The sequence below is a fragment of the Streptomyces sp. NPDC002784 genome (assembly GCF_053592135.1).
The window spans coordinates 163424-177319 of the sequence record NZ_JBSFVD010000015.1 but is presented as its reverse complement, the minus strand read 5'-3'; the positions used below and the strand labels follow the sequence as shown (position 1 = coordinate 177319).

Below are 13896 nucleotides of genomic sequence, written 5' to 3'. Positions count from 1 at the left end.
AGTAAAACGGGCCGGAGACTGTACGGAGTCGACGGCCCGCATTCCCCCGCGTTCTTCGTAAGGTCGCTACATGACCGTTTTGGAAGAGACGACGGGTGAGCCCACGGACGCGCGCGGCCGGGTCGCCGAGCTGCACGAGATCCGTGCCCAGGCACTGGCCGGTCCCAGCGAGAAGGCGACCGAGGCGCAGCACGCCAAGGGCAAGCTGACCGCGCGGGAGCGGATCGAGCTGCTGCTGGACCCGGGCTCCTTCCAGGAGGTCGAGCAGCTGCGGCGGCACCGGGCCCAGGGCTTCGGCCTGGAGTCCAAGAAGCCGTTCACCGACGGTGTCATCACCGGCTGGGGCACGGTGGAGGGCCGCACGGTCTTCGTCTACGCCCATGACTTCCGCATCTTCGGCGGCGCGCTGGGCGAGGCCCACGCCACCAAGATCCACAAGATCATGGACATGGCCATCGCGGCGGGCGCGCCCCTGGTCTCGCTCAACGACGGTGCGGGCGCCCGGATCCAGGAGGGCGTCTCGGCCCTCGCCGGCTACGGCGGCATCTTCCAGCGCAACACCAAGGCCTCCGGTGTCATCCCGCAGATCTCGGTGATGCTCGGCCCGTGCGCGGGCGGCGCGGCCTACAGCCCCGCCCTGACCGACTTCGTCTTCATGGTCCGCGAGACCTCCCAGATGTTCATCACGGGCCCGGACGTGGTGAAGGCGGTCACCGGCGAGGAGATCACCCAGAACGGCCTGGGCGGCGCGGACGTGCACGCCGAGACCAGCGGCGTCTGCCACTTCGCGTACGACGACGAGGAGACGTGCATCGCGGAGGTCCGCTACCTGCTGTCGCTGCTGCCGCAGAACAACCGCGAGAACCCGCCGCGCGTGGAGTCCACGGACGCCGCGGACCGCCGCGGTGACGTACTGCTCGACCTGGTCCCGGCCGACGGCAACCGCCCGTACGACATGGCCAAGGTCATCGAGGAGATCGTCGACGACGGCGAGTACCTGGAGGTCCACGAGCGCTGGGCGCGGAACATCATCTGCGCGCTGGCCCGGCTGGACGGCCAGGTCGTCGGCATCGTGGCCAACCAGCCGCAGTCCCTGGCGGGCGTCCTGGACATCGAGGCCTCGGAGAAGGCGGCTCGCTTCGTCCAGATGTGCGATGCCTTCAACATCCCGATCCTCACCCTTTTGGACGTGCCCGGCTTCCTCCCCGGCGTGGACCAGGAGCACGGTGGAATCATCCGCCACGGCGCCAAGCTGCTGTACGCCTACTGCAACGCGACCGTGCCCCGGATCTCGCTGATCCTGCGCAAGGCATACGGAGGTGCGTACATCGTCATGGACAGCCAGTCCATCGGTGCGGACCTGACGTACGCCTGGCCGACGAACGAGATCGCCGTGATGGGCGCCGAAGGTGCCGCCAACGTCATCTTCCGGCGTCAGATCGCGGAGGCCGAGGACCCCGAGGCCATGCGCTCCCGCATGGTCAAGGAGTACAAGTCCGAGCTGATGCACCCGTACTACGCGGCGGAGCGCGGTCTGGTGGACGACGTGATCGACCCGGCGGAAACCCGCGAGGTCCTGATCCGCTCCCTGGCGATGCTCCAGTCCAAGCACGCCGACCTGCCGTCCCGCAAGCACGGCAACCCCCCGCAGTAACCCACCGGTACCGCTGCGGAAACCTCTCTCACGGAGACTGACACCCATGAACCCTCCTGACATTCGCGTCGAGAAGGGCCACGCCGGGCCCGAGGAAGTCGCCGCCATCACGGCGATCCTGCTGGCCCGCGCGGCCGCCCGGCCCGCGTCCGCCCCGGCCCACCGGGGCCGCGCCCGGGCAGGCTGGCGCCGCCTGGAACGCGAGCCCGGCTTCCGCGCCCCGCACAGCTGGCGCTGACCCTCAGCGTGCGCAGCCCCGTTCTCCGGTGCGGAGAGCGGGGCTTCGTGCTGCGTCACCCATTCGTGCTGCGTCACTCAAAAGTGATCTTCGCTTCGGGGAGCCCCAGAGCGGCGGCCGGACCCTCGGGGAGGACACAGGCCCGCAGGACCAGGTCGTCCAGCTGAGGCGGGAGCGGCGTGGTGCGGAGCCAGGCCGCGACATCCCCGGAGCCCGCGCAGGCTGACGTAGGCCACCGACAGGCGCACCTGGGCCGCCGCGCGGTGCGAGGCGCGGCGGAACAGTTCCACCTCGTCCAGGCTTTCGCTGACCAGCTCCAGGTACCGCCGCCGGAACGCCGTGTCCTGGTCCTTGCCGTCCGGGGCGGACAACGACCGGTCCGGAAGGCGTTCCACGAGCCGCGCCACCTCACCGCCCAGCGTCGACGTCCGGACCAGCAGCTCCGCCGCCGCCCGCTCCTCGAAACACCGGCAGACTGCGCACGATCCGGACGTAGTACTCCACGCACTCGGCGAACAGCCGCTCGTACAGGCTGCTTTGGGCCTCGTCCAGGCCCACCGGCGGCCGTACCGTCCGCGTGCTCCCCCGGATCAGCTCCGCCGACCGGGCGTCCGCCGCGAGCAGCGCCTCGTCCGAGAGGTCCGCCGCCGCGAAGGTGTCGCAGACCGCGTCGATCACGGCCTCGGGCGTGGACAGGCCCCTGAACTCGTGCTCCAGGAACGGCTCCACGCGGTCGAACACCGCGTCCGCGATCTGCTCGAACTGCCGCTTCACGCTCCGTGAGAACTGCACCCCGGGCACCCGCACCCGGGCGAGCTCCTCGATGGTCAGACGGCGTTCCTGCTCCCGCCGCCTGCCGCCCAGCCACAGCTGCGCCGCCGTGGACGCCACGGTCGTGCCCAGCCGTAAGGCAGCCGCTTCCGCGCTCATTGCCGTATCCCCTCCCGAAAACGACGTACGGCCCCCATCCCTCCCACAGGAGGCACGGAGGCCGCAACCGGTTCGGGTGGACTACCGCAGGCGGGCCATCAGGGCGTGCTCGACCAGGGTGATCAGCGTCGACTTGGCGTCCGCGCGGTGGCGGGCGTCCGTCGTGATGATCGGGGTGTCGGGGCCGATCTGCAGGGCCTCACGCACCTCGTCCGGGTTGTACGGCTGGTTGCCGTCGAAGCCGTTCAGGGCGATCACGAAGGGGAGGCCGGAGTTCTCGAAGTAGTCGACGGCCGGGAAGCAGTCGGCCAGCCGGCGGGTGTCGACCAGCACCACCGCGCCGATCGCGCCGCGCACCAGGTCGTCCCACATGAACCAGAAGCGGTCCTGGCCGGGCGTACCGAAGAGGTACAGGATCAGGTCCTGATCCAGGGTGATGCGGCCGAAGTCCATGGCGACCGTCGTGGTCGTCTTGTCTCCGGTGTGGGTGAGGTCGTCGATGCCCGCCGACGCAGACGTCATGACGGCCTCTGTGCGCAGCGGGTTGATCTCCGAAACGGCCCCGACGAACGTGGTCTTGCCCACGCCGAAGCCACCCGCCACCACGATCTTCGCCGAGGTGGTGGAGCGGGAAGGACCGCCGCTAGAGCTTGCGAAGTCCACTGAGCACCCTTTCGAGCAGTGTCACGTCTGGCTGGCCGCCGGCGTTCTCGTCGCCGCCGGGCTGATGGATGGCGACCAGGCCCGCCTCCGCCAAGTCGGCGACGAGGATCCTGGCCACGCCGAGAGGGATCGTGAGCAGGGCCGAGACCTCGGCCACCGACTTGATCTCCCGGCAGAGGTTGCAGATCCGCTGATGCTCGGGCAGCTGGCCCTGCATCTGGTGCGGCTGCGCGGTGGTGTGCACCAGCGCCTCGATGGCGAGCTGGTAGCGCGGGCGCGTCCGGCCGCCGGTCATGGCGTACGGGCGCACCAGGGGGTTGTGATGCGACGGCCCGGCGGGCGTCGGCTCAGGGGCGCGTCGCTGCGGCTGCTCGGGCTGGATGCGCGGCGCCTGCGGCTGGTCGTACGGCGAATGCCCCGGGCCCTGGGGGCCCTGCGGCTGTCCGTACGGCTGCTGCTGCTGCCGCCGCTGGCTCGGCGCGGAGGGGAAGTTGTACCGGTTCTGGGAACCGTCGTTCTGGCCCTGGGCAGGGCCGTACGACCAGTTGCCCGATGACGAACCGTCTGGGGGTGTTGCCACTTTCTCTCCTCCTCCGACTGTGCCTGGCACCCGTCAATGGGGAGCCGCGTCCCGAAACCTTACGGCCCCGGGACGCCAAAACGCACCGTGTGTCTGTTAGTTGAGAAGGCTCCCCTGGAGCTCCGCACGCAGATCCGGCGTCAGGACCGTACCGGCACGGTCCACCAGAAGGGCCATCTCGTACCCGATGAGGCCGATGTCCGCCTCCGGGTGGGCAAGAACCGCGAGCGACGAACCGTCGGAGATGGACATGATGAAGAGGAATCCCCGCTCCATCTCCACAACCGTCTGGTTCACGCTGCCGCCCTCGAAGATGCGCGAGGCACCAGCGGTCAGCGAGGTCAGACCGGAGGCGACCGCCGCGAGCTGATCGGCGCGGTCACGCGGAAAGCCTTCGGACATCGCCAGAAGGAGTCCGTCGGCGGAGACCACCACCGTGTGCGACACCCCGGGGGTGTTGTCCACGAAGTTGGTGATCAACCAGTTCAGGTTCTGCGCCGCCTGGCTCATCGGGCTCACACTAACGCTCCTGGTTGTAGGTGCTGTCAGGACCACTGTGCTGATTCCTAGTGGCCTGGCCGTTCGTTTCGCTTCCCGCACTGCGACCCCGCTGGACCCCGCGGCGCAGGTTGCTCAGCCTGCCCCGGACGTCCTCGGGAGCACGGGAGATCTGTGGACCTCCCTGAGGGGTGGTCTCGGCGGCTCCCTCGACCAGGTTGGCCTTGGGCACCCGCCGGGGCAGACCGGAGGAGGTGACTCCGCCCGCCTTGGGCTTGCGGAGCTGCGCCGCCTGCTGCCAGCGATCGTCGTTCGCCGAGCGCCAGCTGTCGTCCTTGGGGTTCTCCGCGGGGGCCGGCGTCTCCTGGCTCACGGGCCGGGCGCCGTTCGAGCCGCTCGCGGTGGATCCGCGGCGCGGAAGCCCGGCGTCGGTCAGCTCGTGGGCGGCGGAGGGGGCCGGTCCCGGACGGTCGAAGCCTACGCGGTCCCGCTCATCTGTGTCAGCGGCCTGCACAGGTTCCGTTTCCGGAGCGTACTGGTCCGGGTAGCTGTTGCGGTAGTCGTCCTGCTGCGGCCAGTCATCCTGGTAGCGCCGCTCCTCGAAGGCGGGGAAGGTCTCCGGGGCGGACTGCTGGGCGGCCGCGGGCTCCTCCCGAGCGGGCTCCGCATAACCGGGGTCGGGGTAGCCGCCGCTGGAGGAGAAGGCGCCGTTCTGCGGCAGGCCGCCGTTGGGCGCGTAGTACTGCCCCTCGTACGACGGCTGCTGCCCCTCGTACGCCGTCTGCGGGTCGTACGCCGACTGCTGCTCGGGGTAGCCGCCGTGGCCGCTCGCGCCGGTGCCGTCGTAGCCCTGCTGCTGGCCGGTGTACTCGTCGTACCCGCCCTCGGGGCCGCTCTGGCCGTGCTCGTCGCCGTTCGACTGGGCCTCCAGGGCCGCCCGGCGCTCCTCGCGCATCAGGGAGCGGCCGACCGGGTCCAGGTCGCGGATGTCGTCCGGGACCTCGTAGCGGCTGTCGTCGAAGCCGAGTTCGGCCGCCGTGCGCATCGGCTGGCGGTTGAAGTCCTCACCCTGGAAGTTCTGCTCCGGGATGATCTGCGAGACCGTGAACTGGTCCTGCATCGGCGCGTCGCCGCCGCCACCGTGGGTGATCGCGTCGGGCAGCATGACCAGCGAGGTCGTACCGGCCTGCTCGCCGGAGGGGCGCAGCTGGACGCGGATGCCGTGCCGGTCGGACAGTCGGCCGACCACGAACAGGCCCATGCGCTGGGAGATCGCGGCGTCCACGGTCGGCGGGTTGGCCAGCTTGTGGTTGATGTCCGCGAAGTCCTCGGCGGTGAGGCCGATGCCCTTGTCGTGGATCTCGACCATCACACGGCCGTCGGGCAGCCGGGTCGCGGTGACGCGCACCTTGGTCTGCGGGGAGGAGAACGTCGTCGCGTTCTCCAGCAGCTCGGCGAGCAGGTGCACGAGGTCGGTCACGGCGCGGCCGTGGATCTCGGCCTCCGGGACCCCGGACAGCTCGATGCGCTCGTACTGCTCCACCTCGGAGGAGGCGGCACGCAGCACGTCGACCAGCGGGACCGGCTGGTCCCAGCGGCGGCCGGGCTCCTCGCCGGCGAGGACCAGGAGGTTCTCGCCGTTGCGGCGCATACGGGTCGCGAGGTGGTCCAGCTTGAAGAGGTTCTCCAGCTGGTCGGGGTCGGCCTCGTTGTTCTCCAGGTCGGTGATCAGGGTCAACTGGCCCTCGATCAGCGACTGGTTGCGCCGGGACAGGTTGGTGAAGATCGCGTTGATGTTGCCCCGCAGCAGGGCCTGCTCGGCGGCCAGCCGGACCGCCTCGCGGTGGACCTGGTCGAAGGCGCGGGCGACCTCGCCGATCTCGTCGGTGGTGGTGATCGGGATGGCCTGGACCCGGGTGTCGACCCGGCCGGGGTCGGTGCGCGAGAGCTGGTCGACCAGCATCGGCAGCCGCTGCTCGGCGATGTTGAAGGCGGCGTTGCGCAGCTGGCGCATCGCGCGGGACATCTGGCGGGCCACCATGCCGGCCAGGATGAACGCGGCGAGCAGGGCGATCACGACGGCGGCACCCACGATGAAGGCGTCCCGCTTGGCCTCGTCGGCGATCGCCGCGGCCTCGCTCACCGCGCTGTCGGCGAGGTCGGACTCGATCTGCCCGTAGGCGTCGTACTTGAGGGTGTTGACCGCCCACCAGTTCTCGGCGGTGACGCCCTTCTCGGCGAGGGCCAGCCGCTCGGCGGGGTCGGTGGTCTGCAGGCCCGCGACGAGCCGCACCATGTCGGTGGGGTCCTCGGGCGGCGAGACGTAGTCCGGGTTCTTGGCCTTGGCCTCCTTGGCCATGGCCGCGCCCTTGGCCTGGATGTCCGCCTTGGCGTTCTCCAGCTTCTGCGCGTCCGCCTCGGTACCACCGCCGAGGTACTCCTGGACGGCGATGCCCTCCAGGTAGGCGTAGGAGGTCAGGGCGACCTTCTGGCTGGTGAAGCTGCCGGCGCCGGGACCGGGGTCGACCAGCATGTGCATACCGATGGAGCGCTGGAGCGACAGGGCGCCCTTGGTCAGCTCGATCGCGTAGACGGTACGGCCGTAGGAGGTGATGTTGCCGGTGCCGAGGCCGAGCTCGTTGGCGAACTCGGTCAGCGGGTGGGCGACGTCGACGTAGCCCTCTTCGGTCTGCACGCCGGGGCGCTTGGTGGTGTACGCCTCCTCGCGCAGGATCGCCAGCTGGGGCTCGACCTTGCGGAACAGCGTCAGACGGCGTTCGAGGCCGACCTTCGCCGGCATGCTCCGGGCCGCCTCGTCGAAGGCGTCGGCGGCGGCGTCCGTCTTCTTGCGGGCCGCGGTGACGACGTCCTTGTCCTGGTCCAGCAGGAGGGGTGCCGCGGTGATGTCGCGCTCGTTGTACAGCGCGTCCGCGTAGTTGAGGGAGGCCCGCACCAGAACGGCGGTGTTCTCCGCGTCCTCGGCCTCCTGCCAGGTGTCGATCGAGCTCTTCACCTGGAAGCCGCCCATGACGAGGCCGACCAGCACGGGTATGAGCAGGATCGCGTTCAGCCGGGTCGGCACCCGCCAGTTGCGCGGGGAGAGCCGGCCGCCGCTCGGAGCGGGGCCGGCCGTCGGCTCCGAACCGGGCACAGGGGCGGGCGCCGCTCCGCGCGGCGGCGGGGTGAAGTTGCCCCGGGCCGACGGCTCGGGACTGTTCTTGCTTCGCCTCACTCGACCAACAACCTCTCGGCGGTCGGCACCTGTCGTTGTGCCGCAGTGTCTCAGAGCCCGGTACGTCCTCGGCTGGGGAGTACGTCATTGACTATTGGGCAGTTCAGGCATTCCAGCACGTGGACCAGCGCAGTTCCAAACAGTGGAGAGCGCTGGTTTCACGTGACGCGAGCCTCAGATAAAACGGTCATAAAGAGCGAGCCCCGCCAAAAGGCGGGGCCTTCGTGAGCGCAGTGAGACCGGTTGACCGCGACGCGTGGCCGTACCACCCGATTCCTCTGCCGAAACGTTATGAACACCGGAGCCGACCGTGTCAAAGGCCACAGCCGGCTCCGGGACATCTACGACAACTGCCGTACGCGACCGTTCACTTGATCCACTACCGCAGGCGTGCCATCAGGGCGTGCTCGACCAGCGTGATCAGCGCACTCTTGGCATCCGAGCGGTGCCGGGCGTCCGTCGTGATGATCGGGGTGTCGGGTCCGATCTGCAGGGCCTCGCGCACTTCCTCGGGAGCGTACGGCTGGTGCCCGTCGAAGCCGTTGAGGGCCACGACGAACGGCAGTCCGCTGTTCTCGAAGTAGTCGACCGCCGGGAAGCAGTCGGCCAGGCGCCGGGTGTCGACCAGCACGACGGCGCCGATCGCGCCGCGCACCAGGTCGTCCCACATGAACCAGAAGCGGTCCTGGCCGGGGGTGCCGAACAGGTACAGGATCAGGTCCTGGTCGAGCGTGATGCGGCCGAAGTCCATGGCGACCGTGGTGGTCGTCTTGTCCCCGGTGTGGGTGAGGTCGTCGATGCCCGCGCTCGCGGACGTCATCACGGCCTCCGTGCGCAGCGGGTTGATCTCGGAGACGGCGCCGACGAACGTCGTCTTGCCGACGCCGAAGCCGCCCGCCACCACGATCTTCGCGGAGGTGGTCGCCCGGCCTCCGTCAGAGCTTGCGAAGTCCACTGAGCACCCTTTCGAGCAGTGTCACGTCCGGTGCACCGCCGTTGTTCTCGTCGCCACCCGGCTGGTGGATGGCGACCAGCCCGGCCTCCGCGAGGTCCGCGACGAGGATCCGGGCCACACCGAGAGGCATCGACAGCAGCGCCGAGACTTCGGCGACCGACTTGACCTCTCGGCACAGATGGCAGATGCGCTGGTGCTCCGGGAGCAGCCCCATGAGCGCTGCCGGGTCGGCCGTGGTGCTGATCAGGGCCTCGATGGCCAACTGGTAGCGCGGCCGGGTCCGGCCGCCGGTCATCGCGTACGGACGTACCAGCGGCTGGTCGCCCTCATCCTCGTACGGCTCCGCGTACGGATCATGAGAGGCGTTGGGCGGGGTCATGAATCCTCCGGGCGGGACAGCAAGTTGGTCAGTCGTGCCGTCTGACGGGGCCGGTGGGGGGACTGTGGCGGCCTGACGGTGATTTGGTGAGGCGGGTGGATCCGAGATCGGTCAGTGGAGCAGACTGCCTTGCAGCTCGGCACGCAGGTCGGGCGTGAGCACCGCGCCCGCCCGGTCGACCAGCAACGCCATCTCGTAGCCGACGAGGCCGATGTCGCACTCGGGGTGCGCGAGCACGGCGAGCGACGAGCCGTCGGAGACGGACATCAGGAAGAGGAATCCTCTCTCCATCTCGACGACCGTCTGCGCGACGGTGCCGCCCTCGAAGATCCGGGAGGCACCCGCCGTGAGCGAGGTGAGTCCGGACGCCACGGCCGCCAGCTGGTCGGCACGGTCGCGCGGGAATCCCTCCGACATCGCCAGCAGAAGGCCGTCGGCGGACACGACGACGGTGTGGGACACCCCTGGGGTGTTGTCCACGAAGTTGGTGATCAACCAGTTCAGATTCTGTGCCGCCTGGCTCATCGGGCTCAACTAACGCTCCTGCTGGTGAGTGGGGCTCGGGAAGCTGCCGGTCTGGCCGTTGCCGGCCTGTCGACCTTGCGCGATGCCCCGACGGAGATTGGTCAGCCGCCCGCGCACGTCATCAGGCGCACGCGAGACCTGCGGACCGGTTTGGTGCTGTTGCTGCTGAGCCGTGCCCGGGACGAGGTTCGCCCTGGGCACCCGGCGCGGAAGGCCGGAGGTGGTGACACCGCCCGCGGCCGGCTGCCGGACGCGTTCTGCCTGCCGTACGAGATCGTCGTTCGGCGAGCTGCGCCAGGAACCGGTGTTGGCGGAACGCTGGGGAGCCGGGGCCGGAGCCTGCGGCGCCTGAGCCGGAGCGGGAGCAGCGCCGTTGGGCTGCTGGCCCGGTCCCGGCTGACCCTGATCCGGCTGGCCCTGCTGGCCGCGGAACCAGTTGGTCTCCAGCGTGTCGTACAGCGGCGTACGCCCGTCGCCCGGACCAGCCGGGGGCAGGGCCTCGGGCTCGGGACGGTTCGGCCGCTGCTGCGGACGTTGTGGGGCCGGCGGGCGCGGGGCGCCGAAGTCGGCGGGCCCGCCCTGCTGGGGCCGTTCGTACTGACCCGTGGTGGACGGGTTCTGCCGGCCGGGCAGCTGGTGCTGTCCGGTCGAGCCGTTGTCGTAGCCCTGCTGGGCCGGGAACTGCCCCGTGGACTGCCCGCCGCCCGTGCCGTAGACGTCCGGGCGGACGAACTCGCCCGTGTGCTGGCCCTGCGGGGCGTTGGGACGCGGGAACTGGCCCGTGTTCTGCGGGGCCTCGTAGGAGCCGAAGTCCGCCGGTCCCGCGGGGGCCTGACGGCCGTCACCGCGCGGGATCGCCGGCATCTGCGTGGTCGCGCCCGGGCCCTGCCGGTCGTCGATCCGCGGCATCCGGGAGGTCTGCGCCGGGTCCTGCTCGTCGTGTCCGCGCGGGGTGTCCAGCGAGGCGCGCGGCACCGGCGGCTGGGCGTTGTCGTCGCTCCAGCTCGGCGTACGCGGCTGCGAGGCACCGGCGCCCGGCAGCTCGGCCCGCGGGCCACCACGGCCGCCGGGCAGCTGCGGCCGACGGCCACGCCGGCCGCCGCCGTTCTTCTCGGCACCCGGGTCGGGGGCCTGCTGCGGGGCGGCGGAGGCGGGGCGGCCGCCACCGAAGGCGTCCTGGGCCTGCGGGGCACCGGGGCCCTGGGCCTGGAGGCCCTGCGGGACGCCGGGCGCCTGGCCGAAGGTGGCGGGGGCCGGGGGAGCCTGGCGGCTCGGGGGTCCGGCCGGGGCCTGGGGCGCGCCCTGGCCCTGCGGTCCGCGCGGGGCGTTGGGACGGCCGCCCGAGTCACGGCCGGGCAGCGCGGCGCGCGGTCCCTGACCGGCACCGAGCAGGCCACCGGAGGGGGCACCGGCGCCGAGGGCACCGCCGCCCTGGCCGGCCGAGCGGCGTGCGGCGGCCGCACCGGCGGCGGCCTGCGCGGCGGCGGGACCGCCGGAGGGGAGGCCCTGGCCGGGCTTGCCCGGAGCGGGCATCTTGCCGCCCTGGGCGACATCGACGGGGAGCATGACCAGCGCGGTCGTACCGCCGGAGTCCGACGGGCGCAGCTGGATGCGGATGCCGTGGCGCTGCGAGAGCCGGCCGACCACGAACAGACCCATGCGCCGGGAGACCGACACGTCCACGGTGGGCGGCGAGGCGAGCCGCTCGTTGATCGCGGCGAGGTCCTCGGGGGAGAGGCCGATACCGGTGTCGTGGATCTCGATCAGTACGCGGCCGTCGGGCAGCGCGTGACCGGTGACCTTGACCTTGGTCTGCGGCGAGGAGAACGAGGTGGCGTTCTCCAGCAGCTCGGCGAGCAGGTGGACGAGGTCGTTGACGACCCGGCCGGCCACTTCGGTGGTGGGCACGGAGGACAGCTCGATGCGCTCGTACTGCTCCACCTCGGAGGCGGCGGCGCGGAGCACGTCGACCAGCGGGACCGGGCGGGTCCAGCGGCGGCCGGGCTCTTCACCGGCGAGCACGAGGAGGTTCTCGCCGTTACGGCGCATGCGGGTCGCGAGGTGGTCGAGCTTGAACAGCGAGGACAGCTGGTCCGGGTCGGCCTCGCGGGACTCCAGTTCGGAGATGAGCGACAGCTGACGCTGGATGAGGCCCTGGGAGCGGCGCGAGAGGTTGGTGAACATCGCGTTGACGTTGCCCCGCAGCAGGGCCTGCTCGGCGGCGAGGCGGACCGCCTCGCGGTGCACGTCGTCGAAGGCCGCGGCCACCTTGCCGATCTCGTCCCGGGAGTGCACACCGACCGACTCCACGGAGGTGTCGACGTCCTGCGGGTCGGCCTCGGACAGCTGCTTGACCAGCTCGGGCAGCCGGTCCGAGGCGACCCGGGTGGCGGTCTCCTCCAGCCGGCGCAGCGAGCGGATCATGGAGCGGGCCACCACGAAGGCGCCGACCAGCGACACACCGAGCACCAGCAGGATCAGCGCACCGGAGATGATCGCGTCGCGCTCCGACTCGTTGCGCAGCTCGCGGGCCTTCTGCTCCATCTGCTCCAGCAGCGTGCGCTCGATGTTGCCCATCTGCTCGATCTTGATCGAGCTGTCGTCCACCCAGTCCTTGTACGAGCGCCGGTCCACCGTGGCCAGACCACTGGTGATGGCGCGGTCGCCGTAGGTGTCGGTGGCCTGGATCGTGGAGTTGCCCTCCTCGACCGGCTTGAGCAGCTCGGCGGCGTCCTCACCGCCGTAGATGGCCTTGAAGCTGGCGAGTTCGGAGGTCTGGCTGGCCAGCGCCGACTGGGCGTAGAGCCGGTCGTTGTCCGAGAGCCTGCCGGTGGACTTGGTGTTCACCGGCAGGGCCGCGGCGAGCACCGCGCGCTGGATGGAGGCGTACTCCTTGGCGGAGGAGAAGGCCGCGAGCGCGCGGGTGCGCTGGATCATGTCGGGGTTGCTGGTCGCCTCGGCCATGTCCTGGGAGAGGTCCAGCAGGTGCTCGATCAGCCGGTGGTAGGCCTCGACCGTCTGCGTGGAGTTGTCCTCGGCCTGGTAGGCGTCCTTGCGGATGCTGCTCAGGGTGCGCAGGTCGCGGACCACGCCGACGAGGGTGTCGTGGACGCCCTGGAGGGTGCCGTCCTCGCTGGAGGTGTCGACCTCCTCGGCGGACTCGATGAAGTTCTCGCGCAGCCGGTCGGTCTTGTCGGTGTAGCCCTTGACCGTGTAGCCGGTGGCCTTCTCGCCGTGCGCCAGGGGGCCGGCGGACTGGTCGCGCTCCTCCTGGAGCGCGGCGGCCAGCTCGGTGGCCTGCTTGGTCATGTCCGTCAGCAGCTTCATGTTGTCGAGCTGCTGCATGTCGTCCATGGAGTCGCTGATACGCAGGGCGCCCAGCGAGGTGGCCGCGACCACCGGGAGGGCGAGCAGCGACACCAGACGCGTGGAGATACGCCAGTTGCGCAGGGCTATTCGCGGGCCGGGGTTGGTCGAGCTCTTCGGCGGCTTGACCGGCGCGGCGGCCGGGCCCGAGGAAGCGGGTCCGCCGGGTGCGCCGGGGCGCCCCGAGCCGTCACCGGCCGGGCCCGGGTTCTGGGCGTGCTGGGGCGAGGGACTGCCGGCATTGGGGCCAGTCCCGCCGTGCAGCTCCGGCTCCGCCGAAGCACTGCCATCCCTCTTGAAACGTCCCTGCACTAGCGTCGCAACCTCTGGACCAGGCGCCCCTCCGCGTGAACGGAAGGACGGTGTCGGCGTCGTAGGGGGCGTCCTGAATTACGTCCCCTGGTGGTCGTGAGACCGGCGCTGGCTCCCCCTTCCACCGCCGCTCGGCGCTGCGTAGCGCCCCTGCGCGCCGGTTCGATCCCGCGGCGGTCCGTGGAATTCCAGCACAGTGCAGGATCTCCAACAAGGGCCGTGAGCCGAGCCGTGACCTAGGTGACACCTTGTGAGTAGGGGGTCACCGGTCGTAGAAAGTGATCCACCCCAAAACGGACTTATAAGAGCGAGTCGTCAGGGGGGTGGGGGTGTCCCAGTCGCCATGATCAGGAGCGGAATGATGGGTTCAGGGGGTCAATGTCCGTTTCGTTGCGGTGGAGTGTGGGCCTGATTTGACCGGTTTGGGAATGAACTCGTGAGCAAACTCACACGGGGATCATGGAGTCTTCACGGCTTCCCCGGGGAATCGCGTGTTTAGCCTGACGCTTTACAAGACGGCGCAAACCGCCAACTCTCCGACCACCGCACACGACAGGGTTACGT

General features: G+C 70.4%; 11 protein-coding genes. 2 read left to right on the top strand and 9 right to left on the bottom strand.

All coding sequences use genetic code 11. From position 1 onward, the window contains the following. The first annotated feature begins 70 nt into the window (after positions 1 to 70). A complete protein-coding gene (locus ACWD1Z_RS24780) occupies positions 71 to 1654 on the top strand; it encodes an acyl-CoA carboxylase subunit beta (RefSeq protein WP_451121774.1) in 1584 nt (527 codons plus the stop codon). A gap of 46 nt (positions 1655 to 1700) precedes the next feature. Further along, positions 1701 to 1892, top strand: coding sequence for an acyl-CoA carboxylase epsilon subunit (locus ACWD1Z_RS24775; protein ID WP_451121773.1), 192 nt, complete (start codon positions 1701 to 1703; stop codon positions 1890 to 1892). 408 nt (positions 1893 to 2300) lie between these two features. Here the strand turns inward: ACWD1Z_RS24775 and ACWD1Z_RS24770 are convergent, their stop codons facing one another. From ACWD1Z_RS24770 to ACWD1Z_RS24730, 9 genes are all read right to left on the bottom strand, one after another. Beyond that, entirely contained in the window at positions 2301 to 2822 is a 522-nt protein-coding gene (locus tag ACWD1Z_RS24770) for an NACHT N-terminal Helical domain 1-containing protein (protein ID WP_451121772.1), read from the bottom strand. An 81-nt stretch (positions 2823 to 2903) separates the two neighbouring features. Next, positions 2904 to 3485 (bottom strand): GTP-binding protein, encoded by a 582-nt coding sequence (locus tag ACWD1Z_RS24765; RefSeq protein ID WP_031224757.1) that lies wholly within the window; start codon positions 3483 to 3485, stop codon positions 2904 to 2906. Then, the gene (locus ACWD1Z_RS24760; RefSeq protein ID WP_451121771.1) at positions 3466 to 4065 is read right to left on the bottom strand and encodes a DUF742 domain-containing protein; all 600 of its coding nucleotides are present in this window, start codon (positions 4063 to 4065) and stop codon (positions 3466 to 3468) included. Before ACWD1Z_RS24760 ends, ACWD1Z_RS24765 begins: the two co-directional genes overlap by 20 nt. A 96-nt stretch (positions 4066 to 4161) precedes the next feature. Continuing rightward, entirely contained in the window at positions 4162 to 4575 is a 414-nt protein-coding gene (locus ACWD1Z_RS24755; protein ID WP_004983065.1) for a roadblock/LC7 domain-containing protein, read from the bottom strand. Positions 4576 to 4585: 10 nt separating this feature from the next. Beyond that, entirely contained in the window at positions 4586 to 7795 is a 3210-nt protein-coding gene (locus tag ACWD1Z_RS24750; protein ID WP_451121770.1) for a sensor histidine kinase, read from the bottom strand. 379 nt (positions 7796 to 8174) lie between these two features. Next, a complete protein-coding gene (locus ACWD1Z_RS24745; RefSeq protein WP_015657619.1) occupies positions 8175 to 8750 on the bottom strand; it encodes a GTP-binding protein in 576 nt (191 codons plus the stop codon). Then, entirely contained in the window at positions 8731 to 9129 is a 399-nt protein-coding gene (locus ACWD1Z_RS24740; protein WP_015657618.1) for a DUF742 domain-containing protein, read from the bottom strand. Before ACWD1Z_RS24740 ends, ACWD1Z_RS24745 begins: the two co-directional genes overlap by 20 nt. Positions 9130 to 9240: 111 nt before the next feature. Beyond that, positions 9241 to 9654, bottom strand: a complete 414-nt coding sequence (locus ACWD1Z_RS24735; RefSeq protein ID WP_023546525.1) for a roadblock/LC7 domain-containing protein — start codon at positions 9652 to 9654, stop codon at positions 9241 to 9243. 9 nt (positions 9655 to 9663) lie between these two features. Then, positions 9664 to 13332: a nitrate- and nitrite sensing domain-containing protein gene (locus ACWD1Z_RS24730; RefSeq protein ID WP_451121769.1), complete on the bottom strand. Its 3669-nt coding sequence runs from the start codon at positions 13330 to 13332 to the stop codon at positions 9664 to 9666. Between the last annotated feature and the right edge of the window lie 564 nt (positions 13333 to 13896).